Annotated in this window: 16 protein-coding genes; 12 read left to right on the top strand and 4 right to left on the bottom strand. The window is 71.5% G+C overall.

What is annotated here, in order from left to right; genetic code table 11:
* Positions 1-109: 109 nt before the first annotated feature.
* Positions 110-2,296, bottom strand: a complete 2,187-nt coding sequence (locus ACXJKD_RS01405) for an FG-GAP-like repeat-containing protein (protein WP_457252537.1) — start codon at positions 2,294-2,296, stop codon at positions 110-112.
* A 191-nt stretch (positions 2,297-2,487) separates the two neighbouring features.
* Here ACXJKD_RS01405 and ACXJKD_RS01400 point away from each other — a divergent pair, with 191 nt between their 5' ends.
* Positions 2,488-3,669 carry an acyl-CoA dehydrogenase family protein gene (locus ACXJKD_RS01400; protein WP_457252536.1) on the top strand — a complete coding sequence of 394 codons (1,182 nt, stop codon included), beginning with the start codon at positions 2,488-2,490 and terminating at the stop codon, positions 3,667-3,669.
* A 136-nt stretch (positions 3,670-3,805) separates the two neighbouring features.
* Here ACXJKD_RS01400 and ACXJKD_RS01395 read toward each other — a convergent pair whose 3' ends face one another.
* Positions 3,806-5,083 carry an LCP family protein gene (locus ACXJKD_RS01395; protein WP_457252535.1) on the bottom strand — a complete coding sequence of 426 codons (1,278 nt, stop codon included), beginning with the start codon at positions 5,081-5,083 and terminating at the stop codon, positions 3,806-3,808.
* A gap of 187 nt (positions 5,084-5,270) precedes the next feature.
* Between ACXJKD_RS01395 and ACXJKD_RS01390 the strand changes: the two genes are divergently transcribed.
* The 10 genes from ACXJKD_RS01390 (at position 5,271) to ACXJKD_RS01345 (ending at position 19,934) form a co-directional block, all read left to right on the top strand.
* Positions 5,271-6,818, top strand: coding sequence for an LCP family protein (locus ACXJKD_RS01390; protein ID WP_457252534.1), 1,548 nt, complete (start codon positions 5,271-5,273; stop codon positions 6,816-6,818).
* Positions 6,815-7,855, top strand: a complete 1,041-nt coding sequence (locus ACXJKD_RS01385) for a glycosyltransferase family 2 protein (RefSeq protein WP_457252533.1) — start codon at positions 6,815-6,817, stop codon at positions 7,853-7,855. The genes ACXJKD_RS01390 and ACXJKD_RS01385 overlap by 4 nt, the downstream gene beginning before the upstream one ends.
* A 137-nt stretch (positions 7,856-7,992) precedes the next feature.
* Complete coding sequence (locus ACXJKD_RS01380; protein WP_457252532.1) at positions 7,993-11,475, top strand: bifunctional glycosyltransferase/CDP-glycerol:glycerophosphate glycerophosphotransferase; 3,483 nt, start codon at positions 7,993-7,995, stop codon at positions 11,473-11,475.
* A gap of 71 nt (positions 11,476-11,546) precedes the next feature.
* Positions 11,547-13,220 carry a glycosyltransferase family 39 protein gene (locus tag ACXJKD_RS01375; RefSeq protein WP_457252531.1) on the top strand — a complete coding sequence of 558 codons (1,674 nt, stop codon included), beginning with the start codon at positions 11,547-11,549 and terminating at the stop codon, positions 13,218-13,220.
* On the top strand, positions 13,217-14,416 hold the full coding sequence (locus tag ACXJKD_RS01370) for a glycosyltransferase family 2 protein (protein ID WP_457252530.1): 1,200 nt from the start codon (positions 13,217-13,219) through the stop codon (positions 14,414-14,416). The genes ACXJKD_RS01375 and ACXJKD_RS01370 overlap by 4 nt, the downstream gene beginning before the upstream one ends.
* 122 nt (positions 14,417-14,538) lie before the next feature.
* Complete coding sequence (locus tag ACXJKD_RS01365; RefSeq protein WP_457252529.1) at positions 14,539-15,351, top strand: ABC transporter permease; 813 nt, start codon at positions 14,539-14,541, stop codon at positions 15,349-15,351.
* On the top strand, positions 15,351-16,100 hold the full coding sequence (locus ACXJKD_RS01360; protein ID WP_457252528.1) for an ABC transporter ATP-binding protein: 750 nt from the start codon (positions 15,351-15,353) through the stop codon (positions 16,098-16,100). Before ACXJKD_RS01365 ends, ACXJKD_RS01360 begins: the two co-directional genes overlap by 1 nt.
* A complete protein-coding gene (locus ACXJKD_RS01355; protein ID WP_457252527.1) occupies positions 16,097-18,142 on the top strand; it encodes a DUF5941 domain-containing protein in 2,046 nt (681 codons plus the stop codon). Before ACXJKD_RS01360 ends, ACXJKD_RS01355 begins: the two co-directional genes overlap by 4 nt.
* A complete protein-coding gene (locus ACXJKD_RS01350; RefSeq protein WP_457252526.1) occupies positions 18,139-18,945 on the top strand; it encodes a CDP-alcohol phosphatidyltransferase family protein in 807 nt (268 codons plus the stop codon). The genes ACXJKD_RS01355 and ACXJKD_RS01350 overlap by 4 nt, the downstream gene beginning before the upstream one ends.
* Positions 18,945-19,934, top strand: a complete 990-nt coding sequence (locus tag ACXJKD_RS01345; RefSeq protein ID WP_457252525.1) for a hypothetical protein — start codon at positions 18,945-18,947, stop codon at positions 19,932-19,934. The genes ACXJKD_RS01350 and ACXJKD_RS01345 overlap by 1 nt, the downstream gene beginning before the upstream one ends.
* Positions 19,935-19,936: 2 nt before the next feature.
* Here ACXJKD_RS01345 and ACXJKD_RS01340 read toward each other — a convergent pair whose 3' ends face one another.
* Positions 19,937-20,347, bottom strand: a complete 411-nt coding sequence (locus ACXJKD_RS01340; protein ID WP_457252524.1) for a DUF2304 domain-containing protein — start codon at positions 20,345-20,347, stop codon at positions 19,937-19,939.
* Positions 20,348-20,374: 27 nt separating this feature from the next.
* Positions 20,375-21,043 carry a glycosyltransferase family 2 protein gene (locus ACXJKD_RS01335; RefSeq protein WP_457252523.1) on the bottom strand — a complete coding sequence of 223 codons (669 nt, stop codon included), beginning with the start codon at positions 21,041-21,043 and terminating at the stop codon, positions 20,375-20,377.
* Between the two features lie 61 nt (positions 21,044-21,104).
* On the opposite strand from ACXJKD_RS01335, the gene ACXJKD_RS01330 reads away from it, so the two are divergent.
* Entirely contained in the window at positions 21,105-22,172 is a 1,068-nt protein-coding gene (locus ACXJKD_RS01330) for a hypothetical protein (RefSeq protein ID WP_457252522.1), read from the top strand.

Raw genomic sequence — 22,172 nt, 5'->3', positions numbered from 1 at the left:
GTGCAGCGTGGTGACCACGCTGCACACCCCCGTCGGTGTCTCGGTTCTCGCTGTCCGGGTTGTCGGTGTCCGGGTTGTCGGTGTGCCCGGGTTGTCGGTGTGCCCGGGTTCAGGACGTGAACGAGTACGGACCCCAGCCGGTGCCGGCCAGGTAGACCTCGGTGCCGTCGAACCGGCCGTCACCCACGACGAGGTAGGCGAGCAGCTTGCCGTCGCCGGTCTTGGCGTAGACGAACGGGTTCGTGCCCAGGAGCTCCGGACCGGCGATCCCCTTGAAGGTGTTCCAGCCACTGCCCACCAGGCGCCGGGCGCTGAAGCCGCCGGTGCCGTTGCCCGGGTAGAGCCAGAGCTTGGACGTCGAGGCCTCGCGGGCGACGAGGTCCGCATCGTTGTCGAGGTCGAAGTCCCCGACGCCGACGATGCTGTTCATGCCCTGCCAGCCGGTCCCGAGCCGGGTCCGGGTCGCGAAGGTGCCGAGCCCGGTGCCCGGGTAGAGCCAGAGCTCACCGGTGTACGACCGCGCGATGAGGTCGGCCCGGCCGTCGCCGTTGAAGTCGCCCGGGGCGAGGGGGAGGTAGCCGCCCCAGCCCGCGCCGACCTGGACGCGACCAGCGACCTTGCCGGCGCCCTTGCCGTCGTAGCGCCAGAGCTTGCCGCTCGTGTCCCGCGCCAGGATGTCGGCCCGGTTGTCGCCGTTGAGGTCACCGGCGGCGAGGAACGCGTTGTAGATGTTCCAGCCGCTGCCGATCTTGACCCGCGTGCCGGCGATCTTGTCGGGGGTGCTCGGGTAGGCCCAGAGGTTGCCGCTGGCGTCACGGGCCAGGATGTCCGGGCCCGCGTTGCCGACGAAGTCGGACGTGCCCTTGGACTTCGGCTGGCGCACGTCGTAGCCGAAGAACCCGTCGGGGCCGTCCGTCCGGCGCGCGCCGATGGCGGTCGGCTCCGGGGTGCCCGTCCCGTTCGTCGACGACATCACGGTGAACTCGTTGTCGGTCGGGTCGTTGAGGACCTTGAGGTCGACGTCGAGGTAGAACAGCGTGCCGTCGGGCGAGACCCGCGGGCGCTCGAAGTTGTGGGTGGTGCTGGTCTGCAGCGGGGTGATCGCGCCGGTGGTGGAGAGCACCTTCAGCGCGAAGGTGGTGCCGTCGCCGGTCGCGAAGTAGGTCTTGCCGTTCGGCGCGACCTCCGGGAACCCGGCGTTGGAGGTCCCCGCCACGGGGGCCTTCGTCCCGCCGGCTGCGGCGAGGGTGAACAGGCCCTCGCCCGCGGCACCGCCCGCCGCGATGAGGGTGGTGGCGGACCGCCAGTCGGCCTGGACGAGTCCGGTCGACCCGCTCACCGCGGTGTCGACCCCGCTGGCCACGTCGATCATCCGCAGCTGCGAGCCGGTGACGTCGCCGGTGACTGCGTCGACGGTGTAGCGCGTGTAGACCACGCGCCGGCCGTCAGGTGACCAGGCGGGCTCGGCGGCAAGGGTCCCCGCGGGCTGGCTGTTGCTGCGGTAGTCGCCCTCGATCCCCCTGGGGCTGACCTCGCTGAGCTCGAGGGTCCAGCTGGTCCCGTTGGTGCTCTCCGCGGCGGCCAGCAGCCGGCCGTCCGGGGAGTACGCGGGGTCCATCCCGATCATCGTGCTGGGCATGGCGTAGGAGTAGGTGTCCTGCATCAGGAGGGCGCCCGTGGCGTCGCCGGCGCCCACGGTGCCGAAGACGGCATCCGGCACGCCCCAGCCGTCGTTGGTCGCCATGGTCACCCACGCGCCGAGGTCACAGCTGAGGTTGTCGGCCTCGAGCCGGTAGGTCGACAGCCCGCGCGGGTTGACGGTCCGGTCGACGAACGAGCTCTGGCCGGCTCCCACGGAGGCGAGCTGCTTCCAGGCGCCCCCGTCGCGCTGGCGCAGGATGGTGTAGCTGGACAGGCCGAGGTCCTTCCAGTGGATCCAGACCCGGTCGTTGGTCGGGGTCCAGTCGAGCTGGAGGTCGTCGCAGGTGGCCGCGGCGGCGACGTCGTCGGGCGCCGCCAGGGTCCGGGTGGCCGGCAGCTGGGGGTCGGGCGCCTGGTCGACGGCGGCGGCCTTGCGGGCCGCCGAGGAGGCGACCAGCCGGCTGGTGTCGCCGGACGCCGTGGCGCGGCGGGCGGAGACCGCGTGGACCATCGCGTTGACGGCGCGGACCTTGAAGGCATCGCCGTCCCGCGTGGCCGACGAGCTGGCGGCCTGGGTGGCCGGGACTGCGCTGACGGCGAGGGCCGTGGTCAGGGCAACGGTGAGTCCCGCGCGGACGCGGGCAGGGCTGGTCATGTGGTGGGTCCCCCCGAGGAAGTGGGCTGACCGGGCCCGGAGCGTGGGTCGGGAGTTTCCTATCAGTTCGCGGGGACGGTGGCGGAGCGACCGACCGAACCGGGTCCGATCTGTCGGCGATCCGCAGGTGTCGGCAAGCCCACACGCGCGGCCCCTCACAGACGGCATACCAGCGGGTAACCTGAGGGACTGTGAGCACTGGTAACCCCGCCTTCGACCTGTTCAAGATCTCCGAGGACCACGAGGCCCTCCGTGGGGCGGTGCGTGCCGTCGCCGAGGACAAGATCGCCCCGTATGCCGCGGCCGTGGACGAGGAGGCGCGCTACCCCCAGGAGGCGCACGACGCCCTGGTCGCCTCGGACTTCTTCGCCCCGCACATCCCCGAGGAGTACGGCGGTGTTGGTGCTGAGGCGCTCGCCACGTGCATCGTCATCGAGGAGGTCGCCCGGGTCGACGCCTCCGCCTCGCTGATCCCGGCGGTCAACAAGCTCGGCACCATGCCGCTGATCCTCGCGGCGAACGACGACGTGAAGAAGCGCTACCTCACCCCGCTGGCGGAGGGGCGGACGACGTTCTCCTACGGCCTGTCCGAGCGCGAGGCCGGGTCCGACACCGCAGCCATGAAGACGCGCGCCACGCGCGACGGCGACGACTGGGTCGTCAACGGCCAGAAGTCGTGGATCACCAACGCCGGCATCTCGGAGTACTACACCGTCCTCGCGGTCACCGACCCCGACGGCAAGCGCGGCAGCAACGTCACCGCCTTCGTCCTCGAGAAGTCCGACGAGGGCTTCACCTTCGGGGAGAAGGAACGCAAGCTCGGCATCAAGGGCTCGCCGACCCGCGAGCTGCACTTCGACCACGTGCGCATCCCCGGCGACCGGGTCGTCGGGGAGGTCGGCGACGGCCTCAAGATCGCGCTGCGCACCCTCGACCACACCCGCGTCACCATCGGGGCGCAGGCCGTCGGGATCGCCCAGGGGGCGCTCGACTTCGCCGTGTCGTACGTCAAGGAGCGCAAGCAGTTCGGCAAGGCAGTGGCCGAGTTCCAGGGCATCCAGTTCATGCTCGCCGACATGGCCATGGCCGTCGAGGCCGCGCGGCAGATGGTCTACGTCGCCGCGGCCAAGTCCGAGCGGGGCGACAAGGACCTGCCGTTCTTCGGCGCCGCCGCCAAGTGCTACGCCTCCGACGTCGCGATGCAGGTGACCACCGACGCCGTGCAGCTGCTCGGTGGCGCGGGCTATGTCCGCGACTTCCCGGTCGAGCGGATGATGCGCGACGCGAAGATCACCCAGATCTACGAAGGCACCAACCAGATCCAGCGCATGGTGATGGGCCGTCACCTCCTCGCCGGCACGGCGCGCAAGTAGCCAGGCCGTCAGACTCGGTGGTGGGAGGCGAGGTATGCCGCGTGGACGGCATACCTCGCTGGAGAAAGGTGCGCTTCACCCGAGAACGGTTCCAGGGTGAAGCGCACCTTTGTCCCTACACCCGATAATGGTGAGGTCAGTTGCCGGAGGGCTTGCCGTCGGTGCCCTCGGGGGGCGCCTCGAGCGGGGTGTCGTTGCGCAGCAACGTGAACAGCGCCTTCGCGCGGGCGGTGTCCCACTTCACCGAGCTGCCGGCGCTGGTCTGGTAGTTCAGGCTGGACAGCGGCACGACCAGGCTCAGGCCCTTGTCGTTGGAGACCGCCCGCATCGCGAGCAGGACGCGGCTGGCGTCGCGCATCGAGGTGTCCTCGCCGACGATGAGGCCCCGGGCCGACGCGTGGGAGAACGACCAGTAGCGCGTCGGGATCAGCACCGTCGAGGGGGTCAGGGCCTTCTTCATGATCGCGGCGAGGAACTGGCGCTGGCGCTCCGCCCGACCGATGTCGCCCCGCGGGTCGGAGTAGCGGGCGCGGACGTAGCCGAGGGCGTTCTTGCCGTCGAGGAGCTGGCAGCCCTTCTTGAGGTTGATGCCGGCCTTCTTGTCGTTCATGGCGAAGGGGACGCAGATGTTCACGCCGCCGACGCTGTTGACGACGGAGGCGAAGCCGGCGAACCCGATCTCGACGTAGCCGTCGACGTGCAGGTCGGTCACCTGCTCGACGGTCTGGACGAGGAGGTTGGGGCCGCCGAAGGCGAACGCGGCGTTGATCTTGTTGCTGCCGTGGCCCGGGATCGGGACGTAGGAGTCGCGCGGCAGCGAGATGAGGGCGGGCTTGCCACCGTTCGCGGGGACGTGGACCAGGATGATCGAGTCGGTGCGCCGACCGGCCGCGTTGCCGGTGGCGTACTCCTTGCGCTGGGCCTTGGTCAGCCCCTCGCGGCTGTCCGACCCGACGAGCAGGTAGTTGTAGCCCTTGGAGTCAGCCGGGCGGGTGCCGCCGGGGGTGGCGTCGACCTTGGTCACGGAGTTCCAGGCGTGCAGCGGCGTGAAGATCATGAACGCCACCCACGCGACGATGAGCAGCAGCACGATGCGACCCGCGGGGAACCGGCGCCGCCGCCGGGGCCCGTCGTCGTACCCGTGGTCATAACCGTCGTCGTAGCCACCGGAGTCGACCGGCGGCGGGGTGGCCCGGCGCGGCCGGTCGGACGCGGCCGGACGGGTGGCGCCGACCGGCATGGCCCGGGTCGACGACTCGTCACCCGAGCGAGGCCGACGGCGGCCTCGGACGTCGACGGTGTAGACACCCTCGGCGCCCTCCCCCGAGCCGTCGCCAGGTCCCGACGCGTCGTCGCCGGACCCCCTCTGCGGGATGGCTCGGGCGTCGTCGGGGCCACTGCGGCGTCCAGTCATGTCGTCCAGTGTCCAGTGCGCTCCTGTGGACTGGCAAAAGGCCGCACGGACTCGGCGGGTGGCCCCTGAGCCGCCCAAAGCCCCGCAGAACGGGACGAACCCGACCGTGGCAGACAGAATGCGGCGACACTCGGGAAATCACACGCGTCACAGGAATCACACTGGTGCTGCCTGATACTGGTCCACCATGAGGGCCTCCCATGCCGCGCACGCGGGCGCTGACACCGGGGTCTACCTGTCCCGCCGGTCGGGCGGTGGGCTCGGTGACGCCGACTCGCTGACCCCGCGGATGCGCCGTCGGCGCGCCTTCACGCTGGTCCTCCTGACGCTCCTGGTCCCGGGCAGCGCCCAGCTCGTGGCCGGTCGCCGCGGTCTCGGCAGGTTCGCCCTGCGGGTCTGGGCCTCGCTGGCGGCACTGGCCGTCGTGCTCGCCGTCGTGTTCATGCTCAGCCAGTCGCTGGCCATCGGCGTGCTCGGGCGGGGGTGGGTGCTCACCGTGCTCCAGTGGCTGCTGGCCGGCTTTGCCCTCCTCTGGGCGGTCCTCTTCGTCGACGCGTGGCGACTGGGTCGCCCGGCGACCCTCCTGCTCACGACCCGGCGCTGGCTCACCGGCGTGACCGCCGCGCTGCTCGTCGTGACCTCCGGTGGCCTCGTGTATGCCGCGAGCTCGGTGGGCGCCGGACGGGACGCCATGAGCGCGCTGTTCCAGGGCCACGAGGCGGTGGGCGCCGTCAACGGCCGCTACAACATCCTGATGCTCGGGGCGGACTCCGGACGGGACCGGGTCGGCACGCGCCCCGACAGCATCCAGCTCGTCAGCATCGACGCCGACACCGGCAGCGCGGTGACCTTCGGCTTCTCGCGCGACACCGAGAACATCAACTTCCGGCCGGGCTCCACGATGGCGCGGCTGATGCCCGAGGGCTGGAACTGCGGCGACGAGTGTCTTCTCAACGGCCTCTACACCTGGGCCCAGAACAACGCCGCCAAGTTCCCGCCCGGCACCGCCAACCCCGGGGTGCTCGCCACCCGCGAGGCGGTCGAGGCGCTCAGCGGCATGGACATCCAGTACTACGTGATGATCGACCTGCGCGGCTTCAAGAAGATGGTGGACGCGGTCGGCGGGCTGGACATCAACGTCAAGTACCGCACCCCGATCGGCGGCGGAACGTCGCCCATCGTCGGGTGGATCGAGCCGGGGGAGCAGCACCTCGACGGCTTCCACGCGCTCTGGTACGCCCGGTCCCGTCAGGGGTCCACCAACTACGAGCGGATGGCCCGGCAGCGCTGTGTCATGACCGCGATGGCCGACCAGCTCGACCCGCAGACCGTGCTGGTCCGGTTCCAGAAGATCGCGGGCGCCAGCTCCGGGCTCATCCAGACCGACCTGCCCCAGTCCGAGCTCGGCCGGTTCGCGGACCTCGCCATGAAGACGCGGCAGCACCCCATCCGTGGCGTCAACTTCGTGCCCCCGCTCATGAAGCCCTGGGACTACGACCCCACCCTGATCACCTCGACGGTCCAGAAGACCATCAAGGCTTCCGAGCGGGCCGCGGCAGCCAAGGGGAAGGGCTCCAGCACCAAGTCCACGACCGGCAGGACCGCGGGCAGCAAGCCCAAGGTCAGCACGAAGAAGCCCGCCGCTCAGCCCGGCACCGCGGTGCAGGACCCGAACAAGGCAGCAGGCAACGCGGCGGAGAACGACCTCTCCTCCGTATGCTCAGCAGCCTCATGACGACCCAGCACCACGACGAAACCCCCCAGCCAGCCGAGACCGCGTCCACCGCCGCGGCCCCCACCACGGCGCCGGCAGTGGGCGTCATCATGCCGATCCTCAACGAGGAGCGGCACCTGCGCGAAGCCGTCGACGCCGTGCTCGGCCAGGACTACGCGGGCGACCTCCACCTCGTGCTCGCGCTCGGGCCCAGCTCCGACGCCACCGACCAGATCGCCGCGCAGCTCTGCGCCGAGCACCCTGCCGTCCGCAGCGTCGCCAACCCGTCGGGGCGGACCCCGGAGGCGCTCAACGCTGCCATCGCCGCACTGGGGGACACCGAGGTGGTCGTCCGCGTCGACGGGCACGGGGTGCTGGACCGCGACTACGTGCGCACGGCGGTCGAGCTGCTCGACGAGACCGGTGCGGCCAACGTCGGCGGCCTGATGGACGCAGAAGGCGTCACCTCCTTCGAGCGCGCGGTCGCAGCCGCCATGACCTCCCGGTTGGGCGTCGGGGCCTCGCGCTTCCACACCGGCGGCGAGGCCGGACCCGCCGACACCGTCTACCTCGGGGTCTTCCGACGGCAGTGGCTCACCCGGCTCGGGGGCTACGACCCGCGGTTCGTCCGGGCGCAGGACTGGGAGCTCAACCACCGGATCCGCGAGGCCGGTGGGCTCGTCTGGTTCTCGCCCCGGCTGCGCGTGGCCTACCGCCCCCGACCGACCCTGGCCGCGCTGGCGCGGCAGTACCGCGACTACGGGCGCTGGCGTCGCGTCGTGGCCCGCACCCACGCCGGCACCATCAACGCGCGCTACCTCGCCCCGCCGGTCGCGCTGGTGGGCGTGGTCGCCGGGCTGGCCGGCGGCTTCCTGTGGTGGCCCCTCTGGCTGCTGCCCGCGGCATACCTCGTGCTCACGACTGCGGGTGGACTCAGCGTCCGCGACCCGCGGCTGGAGCCGCGCGACCGGGTCTGGCTACCCGTGATCTTGCCCACGATGCACCTCGCGTGGGGCTGGGGGTTCCTCACCAGCCGCGTGCGGATCGAGCAGGCCTGACGCGTCCGCCGCGTCGCCTGAGGCCGCCCTGAACGGCCAGCCGCCGATGGGGGCCGGGGGTCCCTCCTGCGTTTAGCATGGCCTGAACCCGACTGACCCCCACCGACTGACCCCCACGGAAAGGGACTCACTCCTCCATGCCTTCGCTGAGCGTCGTCGTGCCCATCTACAACGTGAGCGACTACCTCGTGGCCTGCCTGGACTCCCTCGTGGCCCAGACGCTGGATGACCTCGAGGTCATCCTCGTGGACGACGGCTCGACGGACGGCTCGGGTGAGCTGGCCGACGCCTTCGCCAAGGACCGCGCGCACTGGCAGGTCCTGCACGTCGAGAACGGCGGCCTCGGACGGGCCCGCAACATCGGCATGGACCACTCGAGCTCGGACTTCGTCGCGTTCGTCGACTCCGACGACCTCATCCCGCGCGACGCCTACGAGCTGATGCTCCACGCCGTCTCCGAGAGCGGCTCCGACATCGTCTGCGGTGGCGTGCTGCGCTTCGACGGCGCCAAGACCTTCAACTCCCCGCTGCACCGCAGGGCGATCATGCGCAACCAGATGCGCACCCACATCCGCGAGACGCCCTCGCTCATCTTCGACACCACGGCCTGGAACAAGGTCTACCGACGCGCCTTCCTCACCGAGCACGACCTGCGCTTCCCCGAGGGCGTCTACTACGAGGACATCCCGCTGACCCTCCCGGCGCATTTCCTGGCCCGGTCGGTCGACGTCCTGGTCGACCCGGTCTACCTGTGGCGCGAGCGCCAGACCGCCGTGCAGTCGATCACCCAGCGCCGGGCCGAGACCAAGAACCTCGTCGACCGCCTCGCCGCGGTGGCTGCAGTGGACGACTTCCTCGTCGCGCGAGATGACAAGCAGGGCAAGGCGATCCACGACGCGAAGGTGCTGTCGATCGACATCCCGCTGTTCATCGACGTCCTCCACGAGGGCACTGACGAGTTCCGCGAGCGGGTCGTCGAGCTCGTCGGCAGCTACCTCGAGCGCATCCCGGCCGCTGCGGTCGCGAAGCTCGCGCCGATCCGGCGTCTGCAGTACCACCTGATCTCGAAGGGCATGCTGCCCGAGCTGCTCGAGGTGCAGGACTACTACCGAGTGCCCGCGAACCGCGGCAACTTCGTCCGGTCGGGCGTGCGCCTCTATGCCGACCTCCCCTTCCGGACCGACGCCAGCAAGGGGATCCCGGCGTCGGTCTACGAGACGACCCGGTCCCAGCCGCTGCGGACCGGTGTCCGCGACGTGCAGTGGGACGGCGACTCCCTCGTCGTCGAGGGCCACGCCTTCATCCACCGGGTCCCTGAGGCCACCTCGGTGTCCTCGGTGCGCCGGTTCCAGCTGCGCCGCGTGGGTGCTCCGGCCACCGAGCGCACGTCCGTCCGCGCGCGCCGGGTGCGCCGTCCGGACCTCACCGCCAACACCACGGGCACGGCGGTCTCCTACGACGCGGGCGGCTTCAGCGCCCGCATCCCGAGCAGCCGGCTCCACCTGCCCCCCGGCCAGCAGGAGGCCAGCTACGAGCTGCTGGTGCAGCTCGCCACCCCTTCCGCGCGCCGCGGCTCCAGCGTGGGCAACCCCGAGCTCGGGGCGGGCCGCCACCCCCGACGCCGACTCATCGCCCCGGACCAGCTCGCGGTGCCGGGCTACGACGGGCGCAAGCTCACCGTCACGGTCTACCGGACCGAGGCCCTCCTGGAGTCGGTGAGCGCCGAGGGCGAGAACCTCCGCTTCACGCTGCGCCGGACCGTCGGCGACTGGGACGACACCGCCCTCTACCTGCGCCGCACGGATGCCCTCCGGGGGCTCAGCGTCCCACTCGCGATCGACGGCCACACCGCCACGGCCGTGGTCAGCGCCGACCAGCTCGAGGTGCGGGCGGCGTCCTTCGCCGCGCGTGAGTGGGTCCTCGGCCTCGCCGACCCGGACCAGCCACTGGACGCGCCGCCACGCACCCTGCTGCACCTCGCGCCGGAGATGGAGGACGCCTTCGTCACGGTCCGCAACCGCTCGGTCGTCGTCCGCGAGGGTGCCGACGGCGGTGCCCGCCTGTGGGATGCGCGCCCCGGACCGGTCCTCACGTCGTTCCGCTGGACCGACGAGGGGCTCCACCTCGAGGGCGACGCGAGCGGTTCGCGGGTGGACGCGCTCTCCCTGACCACCGGCAGCGGCGCCAGCCACCAGATCCCGGTGACCGCCGACGGGACGCGCTGGCAGGCCACCATCCCGGCGCGCGGCGAGCCCGGTTCCGCGGTGCTGCGCTGGCTCGAGGACGGCCGCTGGTTCGTCAACCTCCTGACCGACGACGACGGCCAGCGCGAGCGCAGCGTGCGGACGGCCAGCACCGCCGAGGCGCTCCTCGGCAGCGTCGGGGCGGTCGACGGCCTGACCTACCAGCTGCGCTCGGACTCCGCCCACGAGCTGTCGCTGGTGGTCGACGCGTCGGGTGACTACAAGGACCGCGGGGCGTTGCACCGGATGCGCAACCGCAAGTACTACTACCGGCTCCAGCGCCGCCGGCCCCTCGAGGACACCGTCTTCTTCGAGGCCTGGAAGGGCCGGCAGTACTCCGACAACCCGCGGGCCATCTTCGAGGAGCTGCAGCGCCGGGGCGACCCGCGCAGCTGCGTGTGGGCCGTGCAGGACCACGCCGTGGAGGTGCCCGACGGCGTCACGCGCGTCATCACCGGCAGCCGGGAGTACTACCGCCGGCTCGGCACCGCCCGCTGGGTCGTGAGCAACGACTCGATGCCGGTGCACTACGTCAAGCGCGAGGGCAGCACCTATGCCCAGACCTGGCACGGCACGCCGCTCAAGCGGATCGGGTTCGACATCGAGTCGATCCAGATGTCCAACAAGAACTACCTCACCCAGTTCGCGCGCGACGTCGCGAAGTGGGACGCCCTGGTCTCACCCAACGAGTTCTCGACCGCGATCCTCAGCAAGGCCTTCCAGTTCGCGGGCGAGGTCCTCGAGATCGGGTACCCCCGCAACGACATCTTCCACCGGCCCGAGCTCGCCCAGGAGCAGGCCGACGCCACCCGGCGGCGGCTCGACCTCCCCGAGGGCAAGCGCGTGATCCTCTACGCCCCGACCTGGCGCGACAACGACTACGACGCCAGCGGTCGCTACCAGTTCACGATGAAGCTCGACCTCGAGGCGCTCTACCGCGCCTACGGCCACGACAGCGTCCTGCTGATCCGCGGCCACCAGCTCGTGGCATCCGAGATCGACGCCGCCATGTTCGGGGGCTTCGTCCGCAACGTCTCGAGCTACCCCGACATCCGCGACCTCTACCTCGTGTCGGACGTCCTCATCACGGACTACTCCTCGGTGATGTTCGACTTCGTCAACACCGGTCGGCCCATCCTCTTCTTCACCTGGGACCTGGCCGACTACCGCGACAACCTGCGTGGCTTCTACTTCGACTTCGAGCAGGACGCGCCCGGACCGTTGCTCACCGAGTCCGTGGCCGTCATCGACGCCCTCGGGCGCCTCGACGAGGTGACGACCGAGTATGCCGCGCGGTACGAAGCGTTCCGCGAGCGCTTCACCGGGCTCGAGGACGGCGGTGCCTCCGCGAGGTTCATCGACCGGGTGCTCGGCTGAGTGGCGTGACCGGACTGGCACACACAGCCGATACCCTTGGCCCCACCCCGCGCGACCTTCCGGAGGACCCCTTGACCCACATCGAGAACTCCAGGCGCGAGCGCGCCCGGGCGTCCCGAGAGGTGGTCGACGACCCCGAGCGGACCGAGACGGCTGAGCCGGCCGAGACGGCCGAGCCGCGTCGCGACTGGCTCGCAGGCACGGCGTGGTCGCGCGCCGACGTCCTCGTCGCGGTGCTCGTCGGGGTGGCCGTGATGGTCCTGGCCTACGTCTTCCGGTCGATCATCGTGCCCACCGACCCCTGGCACTACGTGCGGGCGGCGATGCACTTCCCGGAGGACACCTGGGTCCCGCTCGGCTACACGCGCTACGGCATCATCCTGGCGTCGATGCCCCCGGCCTTCGTCTTCCGCAACGCCCAGGCCACCTACTACTTCTGGCCGCTGCTGTCGGCAGGGGTGCTCTCGGGTGCGGTCTACCTGCTGGGCCGCCGGTGGTGGGGTCGACTGGCCGGGCTGGTCGCGGTCGTGCTCGTCGTGTCCAACACCGTCGTCTTCTACAACCTGTCGCGTGGCTACCCCGACATCATGTCGATGGCCATCTTCACGCTCGCGATCGTGGTCGCCCTCATGGCTCGGGACCGCGAGTCCTGGGACCGGTGGACCATCGCCCTGGTCGTCGTCGTGGGCTTCCTGCTCGGCTGGGGGTTCGAGACCCGCGAGACCTCGATGCTGGCCTGGCCGCTCATCGCCGTCATCCTCTGGCGTCGTGGCCGGCTCGTCCGCACGGCGGTCTTCCTGCTGCTCCCGCTGGCGTTCTGGGCCGCGCTCGACATCGGCATCAGCGCCATCGCCTACGGCGACCCGCTGCTCAAGCTGCACGTCCTGAGCGGCACGGACATCAGCGCGACCAAGACGGCGGACGGCGAGCTGGCCAACGGCAACCTCGTCAACCAGCCCCGCCTGACCTACTTCACCTTCATCCCCAAGATGGCGTGGGCGATGGCCGGCGGGCACGCCATGGTCGTCATCGGCGTGATCGCGGCGCTCGGCGTCTTCGTGCGCAACGGCGGCATCCGCCTGATGGCCTGGTGGTTCCTGGGCGTCTACACCCTCACCGTCCTGGCCGCCGGAGGACTGGACCCGGCCCACCCTCGAGGCCGGCTCGACATCGCCCGCTACTGGATCCCGTTCGTTCCCGCCGAGTCGCTGGTCGTGGCCGGGATCGCCGCCCTGGCGACGGCCTGGGTGGTCCGACGACTCGCATCGGCCGGCGCGCCGCGGGTGGTCGCGAGCGTCCTTCCCGCGCTCGTGGCAGTGCTCGTCCTCGCCGTCCCCGTCTTCGAGGGTGCCCGTTACGCGACGACCGGGCCCGCCAGCACGGCCTTCGCGGCCAACGGCGGTGACGCCCTCGAGGAGCTGCGTGACCACCTCGACCAGGAGGACTTCAAGACCACCACGGTCTGGACCGACTGGGAGACCGCCCGCATCCTGCCGGCCTACCAGCGCGAGTTCTTCGGTGGCGACAAGGTCTGGGAGGGCAAGGCCGAGTCGATCACCGGCCAGGATGCCAAGCCGGTCAGCGGTGACTACGTCCTGCTGTTCCAGCCCGGCTCGCGCACGTGTGGCTTCTGCCTCACGGCACTGACCCCCTGGACGATCAAGAACCCCTCCGGGCCGCCGTCCACCTGGGAGCCCGTCTTCGAGTCCGATGCGCGCAACCTGACCCTCTACCGGGTGCGGTGACCGCGCCCTCGGGCCGGCCGCCCCTGCTCAGCGTCGTCGTGGCGGTCTACGACGTCGAGCGCTGGGTCCGTGAGTGCCTCGAGTCGGTGGCGCAGGTCGTCCCGCGTGACACCGAGGTCATCGTCATCGACGACGGCTCCACCGACTCCAGCCCCGCCATCTGCGACGCGATCGCCGCCGGCCGTCCGGGCTGGCGGGTCGTGCACCAGTCCAACGCCGGGCTCGGCGCCGCGCGCAACGTCGGCATCGACCTCGCCACGGGGGAGTACGTCGGCTTCGTGGACGGCGACGACGTGCTGCTGCCTGCGTACGCCGAGCTGGTCCGTCGTGCCGTCGCCGACGGGGTCCACGTCGCGACGGGTGCGGTGAACCGCACCGACGGCGAGCGCGACTGGCCGAGCGCCCTGCACGCCCGGGCCCTGCAGGGCGTGGGCGACCACGGCGTGCTGGTCGACGACCCGTCGCTGATCTTCGACACGACGGCCTGGAACAAGGTCTACCGACGATCCTTCCTGCTCGAGCACGGTCTGCGGTTCCCCGAGGGCGTCCTCTACGAGGACCTGCCCGTCACCGTGCGGGCCCTGCACTTCTCGGGCCGGGTGGCCGTCGTGCACGAGCCGGTGTACCGCTGGCGCAGCCGGCTGGGCGAGCGCTCGATCACCCAGCGGCGCAACGAGCTCGGCAACCTCACCGACCGGTTCGCGGCCGTGCGCGACGTCGACCAGTTCCTCGAGGCGCAGCAGCTCCACGGCCTGCGCGAGCACCACGACGTCAAGGTGCTCCAGCTCGACCTCCCGCTCTACACCGCGGCACTGCCGGAGTCGGACGGCGCCTACCGCGCGGCATACCTCACGTTCTTCCGGCACGTCGTGTCGGGGCTGCCGCAGCGCCTCCTGGACGCGCAGCCGCCCACCCTGCGGCTCTATGTCGCGCTGGCCGACGCGGGCCGGATGGACGACCTCGTCAAGGTGGTCCGCGCCCGGCGCGGCCGCAAGGCCTGGGCCGACGACGACCGGGGCCGGCTGGAGCGGGCCCGCGACAACCTCGCCAGCTTCGCCATCGAGCGCGAGGTGGGCCCCGCGACGACGGTGCAGCTCGTCCGCCGGGCCACGACCAGCACGCTCAAGGCACTCCTTCCCGAGCGCGCCAAGCAGCAGGTCGACGCGCTGCTGCGCGTCCGCGGCCAGGGCGGCTGAGCGGTGCGGATCAGTGCAGTGACGGGTATGCCGTGTGGCGTACGCTGCGTCGGCGGGTTCGCCGCGAGAAGATGGCCTCCGATGGAACCGCCGCGCGCGCGGCACACGACAGGCAAGGACGAATGAGACTCATCTCCCGGACGCAGGCCATCGCGGCCAAGCGGAGTGTGCTCTGGACCCTCATCGTGCGCGACCTCCGGGTCCGCTACTCGCGCAGCGTGCTCGGCTACGTCTGGACGGTCCTCGACCCGCTGCTGATGTCGCTCATCTACTTCCTCGTCTTCGTCTACATCTTCAAGCGCGGCGACATCGGCCACAAGCCGTACTTCCTGTTCCTCGTGATCGGGCTGCTGTCCTGGCAGTGGTTCTCCGGCTGCCTCACGGACACCTCGCGGGCCCTGATCCAGGAGGCGAAGCTGGTCCGGTCGACGAACCTCCCGCGCGAGATCTGGGTGCTACGGGTGGTGTTCTCCAAGGGCATCGAGTACCTGCTGTCGCTCCCGGTCCTGCTGGCCTTCACCGCCATCTACTTCGTCAAGCACGACACCCACCTCAACTGGTGGCTGCTGATGTTCCCGTTCGCGATCGTGGTGCAGGCGGTCGCGCTCACCGGACTCGGGCTCCTGCTGGCACCGGTGACGGCGCTGGTCACTGACATGCAGCGGGTGATCCGCATCTTCATGCGGATGCTCTTCTACGCGACCCCCGTCATCTACGCCAGCCACGTCGTCCCCAAGCCCTACGACAAGGTGACCTGGCTCAACCCGATGACCGGCATCCTCGAGATGATGCGAGCCGGGTTCTTCTCCCACGAGGGGAAACAGGCGATCTCGTGGGGTGCCATCAGCACGTCGCTGGTCGTGACGGTCTTGCTGCTGCTCATCGGCAACGTCGTCTTCGGCCGCCTCGAGCGCGCCGTCCTGAAGGAGATCTGATGGCCGATCCCGTCATCTCCGTGCACGACCTCGGGGTGGAGTTCTACCGCTCGCGTCGTCGTCGGATGCAGCTGCGCGAGCTGCTGTTCCACGGCCGCAACAGCGCACCCAAGGAGTCCTTCTGGGCGCTGCGCAACATCAGCTTCGACATCCACGCCGGCGAGGCGGTCGGCCTGGTCGGCGGCAACGGCGGCGGCAAGAGCACGCTGCTCAAGATGATCGCGGGCGTCCTCCTGCCCGACGAGGGCTCGGTCGACGTGACCGGGGGTGTTGCCCCGCTGATCGAGCTGACCGGCGGCTTCGTCGGCGAGCTCTCGGCCCGCGACAACATCTACCTCACGGCCGGTCTGCACGGCCTGAGCAAGGAGAAGATCGAGGCGCGCTTCGACGAGATCGTCGACTTCGCGGGGCCAGAGGTCCGGGCCGGGCTGGACACGCCCTATCGGCACTTCTCCTCGGGCATGAAGGTGCGACTCGGCTTCGCCGTGGTCACCACGCTCGACGAGCCGATCGTGCTGGTCGACGAGGTGCTCGCCGTGGGTGACCGGGCGTTCCGCGAGAAGTGCTACAAGCGGATGGAGGCAATGCTCGCCGACGGCCGCACGCTCTTCCTCGTGTCCCACTCCGAGAGCGACCTCAAGCGCTTCAGCACCCGGGGTCTCTACCTGCGGAAGGGACACCTCGAGATGGACGGCCCGATCACCGACGTGCTGGACCGCTACAACCACGACCTGGATGCCGGGGCGTGAGGCTCGACGAGCAGCCCTTCGTCGGCAGCGAGGCCGCCCGCGCCGTGCACGGACACTCTGCGGGCGGGTCGGTCGCCTTCCTCGGCGCGGACGAGCCGTCTGCCGACCTGCGCGAGTCGCTCGACCCCTTCGGCTTCTCCCTGGCGGGTCCGTGGGGTCCCGACCGCCCCGACTGGCTGGCGTCACTCGCCTCGCTCGCCGAGGGCGACGACGTCGCGCCACTGGTGCTGGTGGCCGCCGACCTGACCATCAGCCCGGTGGCCCTCCTCGACCTGCTCGACCGCCCCGGCGACCCCACCGCCGCCATCACCGTCGAGCTGCCTGCGCTCCGGACCCCCGGCGCCGACCTGACCCTCCTGCGGGTGCACCCCGAGCAGAAGCTCGTGCACTCGGTGGGCACCACCCGGCACACCGTCACGGCTCCCACGCACGTGGGTCTCGGCGTCGTGCGGCTCTCCGGTGCCGTCCGCGCGCAGGCCGCACAGGTGTGGCGGGCGGCCTCCTCGACGCCGGCTGCGGCAGACCCGGCGGTCGACCCGTTCGACCTGGCGCTGCTCGTGCTCGTCCGCGGCGGGGTCGCCGTCGGCTCGTCCCCCCTGGGGCCGTTCGCCTTCCGGCGGGGCAGCGACGAAGCAGTGGGCGCCCCGGGTTCGGCCTGGCAGCAACGACTTCGCGGCGCCTCCCGCGGCGGCGACGGCTACTTCTCGACCCGCGTCATCCGCCCCATGTCCCGCCGCGTCACGGCGGTCGGCCTGCGTCAGAACTGGACCCCCAACGCGGTCACCGTGACCAGCCTCGGGGTCGGGCTCGTGGCGTCGGGCCTCGCCGCGGTCGACAACCGCTGGGCCTGGGTGGCGGCGGCCGTCCTCCTCCAGGTGGCGATCGTCATCGACTGCGTCGACGGCGAGATCGCCCGGTTCACCCGCAGGTTCAGCGCGCTAGGGGCCTGGCTGGACGCGGTCGGCGACCGGATCAAGGAGTACTCGCTCCTCGCCGCCGTGGCCGTCGTGGCAGAGCGGCGGGGGACCGACCTCTGGGTGCTGGCGATCCTTGCGATGGTGCTCATCACGGCCCGTCACCTCGAGGACTACGCCTACGTCCACCGCAGCCGCGTCGCCAAGGCGCACGAGACGCCCGACCTGGTGCCGGTCGACGCACCCCGCGACAGCGGGCCGGAGGGTGCTCGGCTGACGATCCCCCCGGCGCGCCGAGGGCTCGCCGAGGCGGTGTTCTGGACCAAGAAGGTGCTCCACCTGCCGATCGCCGAGCGCTATCTCCTGCTGTCCGTCGGCCTCCTCACCTTCCACCCCCAGTGGCTCCTGTGGGCCATCACCCTCGCCGTCGCCTTCGCGCTCGTCTGGACCCAGGGCGGCCGCACGGTCAAGGCGGTGCTCGGCCTCGACGACCACCGTGCCGACGACGCGCTGTCCGCGGAGCACTGGGGTCACCTCGACCACCAGGCCGACCTCGGGCCGGTGGCTCGACTGGCCGGCCGTGTCCTGCCGGCGCCCCTGGCCGTGGCTCTCCTCGGGGTGCTCGTCCTGCTGGGCGCCGCGCTGGTGGCCTGGCGCACGGACCAGCCCTGGGTGGCGGTGGCGCTGGTCGCGGTCGGCGTGCTCCTCGTCGGCGCGGGCTCACACCCCCCGCTGCAGAGCCGGTTGGCCTGGCAGCTGCCCACCTTCCTCTGGGCCAGCGAGTCGGTCCTGGTCATCGCCCTGCTCGTGGCCGCCCCCGACGTCCACCGCTGGACGGGCTTCGCCTACCTCGCCGCCGTCGCCTGGCACCGGTACGACGTGGTCTACCGGCTGCGCGACACCGGGTCGCCCGCGAGCGCGTGGGTCACCCTGGTGACCCTCGGGGTCGACGGCCGGATGCTGCTCCTCGTCCTCGTGTGGGCCGCGGGCGGACCCGTGCAGGCCGTCCTCGCGTGGGGTGCCCTGGCCCTCATCGCCGTGTATGCCGTGGAGTCCGCCCTCGGCTGGCGGGCCTGGGCGCGCACGGAGGCCGGCCCGGTCACCTCGGGTGAGGAGGTGATGGTGTGAACCACGACCCCTCGGACAACCACCCGTCGCTCGCCGAGCTGCGCGCCGTGGCGCAGCCGCCGGAGCACATCGCGCGCTACAACGCCGAGCACTGGGCCGGCGCCCTCTACATCCGACACCTGTCCGTCTACGCGACGCGTGCCCTGCTCCCGACCCGGATCTCGCCCAACGGCGTCACCTGGCTGATGATCCTCGTCGGCGTGGTCGGGGCGCTGCTGCTCCCGCTCCCCGGCGTCGTCGGCCCACTGCTGTGCGTGCTGGCCATGCAGCTGCAGATCCTGCTCGACTGCAGCGACGGCGAGGTCGCCCGGTGGCGACAGAGGTTCTCACCCGCAGGCATCTACCTCGACCGGATCGGCCACTACGCCACCGAAGCCGCCATCCCGGCCGCGCTGGGGCTGCGGGCCGACGGGTGGTCGCTCTCCGAACCGGGCGACGTCGGCGGCTGGACCGTGCTCGGGCTGCTGGTCGCGCTGGTCGTCCTGCTCAACAAGGCGTTCACCGACCTGGTCCACGTGGCGCGGGCGAAGACCGGGCGTCCGGTCCTCGAGGACGTGGCCGCCACGACCCGCTCCAAGGTGTCCGGCCTCGCCGCGGTCCGTCGCGCGATGGGCTACCTCCCGATCTTCCGCGCCTTCGTCGCCGTCGAGGCGTCCCTGCTCGCACTGGCGGCAGGCATCGTCGACGTGGCGCGGGGTGACCTGCTCGGCACGCAGGTGCTGGTCGCCGTGATGGTCCCGCTGGCCCTCGTCACCGCGGGCGGGCACCTCGTCGGCGTCCTCACCAGCTCGCGGCTGGACTGATGGCCGGCGCCAGCGCACCCCACCGGTCGGCCCGCGTCCTCCAGTGGGCGCAGGAGCACGGCGAGGTGGGGGGCGTGCACGCCAGCCACCGCCAGCTGACGCAGGCGCTGCGCGCCGAGGGGTATGCCGTGGCCTACGTCGACACCGGGTCCGCCGCGCGGGCGGCCCGCTCGGTCCCCGGCTGGTGGGGTCGCCGCACCCTGCACCTGTTCCACATCACGCGGCTCTGGCGCGCGGTGGTGCTGGCACCGCTGTTCGCAGTGCTGCCCGGGCGCACCGTCGTCGTGCTCCACTCGGGCTCGACGCAACAGCAGGTCCGGCGCCTGGGTGGTGCTGGCACGACCGTGCTCCGCCTGGCCCTGCACGCCTACGACGAGATCTGGGCCGTCAACGACGAGATCCGTGGGGTGCTGCCCGACTCGCTCCAGGAGCGGGTGCGGGTCGTCACGCCGTTCGTGCCCACCCCGGCCGACCCGACGGTCGAGGCTCCCCGGCGTGACCCGCACGCCGTCTCCGTGGCGACCAACGCCGGCCTCGCGCACTACCGCGCCGAGCTCGCCGTCGAGGCGGTGCGCATCCTCCGTGCGGCCGACTGGCCCGATGCCACGCTGCGCGTGCTGGCCTACGGCCACGACGGTGAGCACCTGGGACGACTGCGCGCGGCCGTGGCCCCCCTCGACTGGGTGACCCTGACCTTCGACTCGCCCGCCGAGGAGGTCCGTGCGGTCCTGGCATCGTCCGGCGTCTTCCTGCGGCCGACGGACTGGGACGGCGACTCGGTCATCGTGCGCGAGGCGCTCGACGCCGGCGCGCGCGTCATCGCCAGCGACACCGCACCCCGGCCGCTCGGGGTCGAGCTGTCCGCCCTCGACGCCGCCGCCCTCGCCGTGGCCCTCGAGCGCGGTGGCCGCCCGAGCGACGGCACCGGGCTGGCCGTGGACACCCTGCTGGTGGCTGCCGAGGCGGCCCTGGCGACGCTCGAGGCCTGAGCTCAGGCCTGGTCGGTCGCGGGCGGGGAGTCCGCCCCGTCCTCGTCGGCGACGGGCTTGGCTGCCGGCCTCGAGGTCGCGTTGGCGCGAACCTCGTCGAGGGCGAGCCTGCGCGCGAGGCGGGTGTAGCGGGCCTCGAAGTCCCGGAACCGCAGGTAGGTGGTCACCGTGAAGCTGAGGAACGCCACCACGAGGGCGTAGAGGACCAGGTCGGTGCCGCGCCGGACGCCGGCGACGGTGGCCATCCGGTTCCACAGGTTCGGGAAGAGGATCGAGACGACGGCGAAGGCCGCGAACATGAGGAGTCCGAGCCGGCGCACCGCCTGCGAGCGGGCCCCGCGCGACCGGAACAGCCGGGCGGCCACCGCCACCACGACGACGATCAGCAGGACCTGGATCAGCACGATGTTCATCTCAGCGCACTCCTGCGGTCGGCCGGCTCATCGCAGGATCAGCTCGGCCAGGATGTTGACGGCGTTCCAGAGGGACTGGCCCTTGGCCTTGGAGTAGTCGGTGTAGAGGATGTGGACCGGGCTCTCGGCGTAGCGGATGTCGAGCGCGCCGATCTGCTGCACCAGCTCCGATGCGTGGGCCATCCGGTTCTGGGTGATCTCGAGCCGCTCGACGACCTCCCGCGAGATGAGCCGCAACCCGTTGTGGGCGTCGGTCAGCTTGGTGTGCGTGGTCAGGTTGGTGTAGCCGACGGCCATCCGCAGGACGAGCTTCTTGAGCAGGCCGGCATCGGTGCGGTCGTCGAGGAAGCGCGACCCGAACACGACCGCGAGGTCCTCGGCGCGGGCCTTCTCGAGCATCGCCAGGACGTCCGAGGTCTGGTGCTGACCGTCGGCGTCGAAGGTCACGACCCACTTCATGTCGGGCCGGGTGAGTGCGTACTCGAACCCGGTCTGCAGCGCGGCTCCCTGCCCCAGGTTGACGGGGTGCTGGACCACCACCGCACCGGCCGCGGCCGCAGCGGCCGCGCCGCCATCGCTGGAACCGTCGTCGACGCACACCACGTGGGGGAACGTCTCGCGGGCCTGGGCGACCACATCGCCGATCACTGCGGCCTCGTTGTAGAGAGGCACCACGAGCCAGACGTCGTCGTTCATCGCGCCCAGCCTAGTGGTCGCCGCCGGTGGGGAGCCGCAACCACCCCGATAGCCTTCCGGCATGGAGTCGCAGAACCATTTCTACGGGCACAGCGCCGCCTTCGCGGTGTATGCCGGTCGGCCGAGACCTCGTCACATCCACGGCCTGGTGCAACACGGCTGGACCGCCGTCTCCCCGGTGCAGACCCACTTCCGCGACTTCCCCAAGGTCGGGCTCGACGCCAAGAGCCAGCGGCGCCTGCTGGTCTGGTCGCACGAGTCGCGGGCCTGGGACCCGCAGGCGGAGCGGCACACGACGACGCCGGTCGGTGCGCAGTTCGCCTACCTCGCCCGCGCGGCGGGCCCGACGCCGCAGCCGCGGGACGAGCGCGACGAGGTCGTCCTCATGCCGGTGCACGGCATCCAGACCCAGCGGGTGCGCGGCGACCACGCCGGGCTGGCCCAGCTGTGGCGTGAGCAGGAGGGGCCGGCCACCGCCTGCCTGTATGCCGCGGACGCCGCCGACCCGGCGATCCTCGGGGCCTACACCGGGGCCGGTCACCGCGTCGTGGTGCTGGGGGAGCGGATGGACGCGGAGTTCCTCTGGCGGCTGTGGACGATGCTGGGCCGCGCCCGGCGGGTGGTCTCCAACCGGCTCTCGACCCCGGTCCTCTACGGCGGTCACCTCGGCGCCGACCTCGGCGTCTACGGCGACGCCCTGCGCATCGACGGCGAGAGCGACGCGATGAACGAACGTGTCCGCCAGACCTGGCCCGAGCTGCACGGCCAGCACCTCGACCCCGCCACTGCCCGCCCAGTGGTGGACCGCGAGCTGGGCGTGCAGCACCTCCTGGAGCCGGGCGAGCTCGAGCGCCTGCTGGGCTGGCGAGGGCTGGGCCCGGCCATCCCGGCCACCGAGTTCTGGACCACCTCGGTCGTGTCGAGGGCGGTCATCAACCTGCGTCGTCGCGCGGACGCGCCGGCCGCACCCCCTACCGCCACGGAGGGGGAGGCGCCCACCGGCCTCGCCTTCGGGCCGTGGCTGCGGGCGGCGATGTCCTACCTGCCGCGGCCGCTGCCGCGGAGCCTGCCCGCGGCTGGGCAGCTCGTCGAGCCGATCGAGGTGCCCCCCACGGCGTCGGTCGGCTGA

This window comes from Pedococcus sp. P5_B7, from assembly GCF_054049895.1.
Note: the sequence above shows the minus strand (reverse complement) of the source record. Positions and strands in the feature narration are given on the sequence as shown.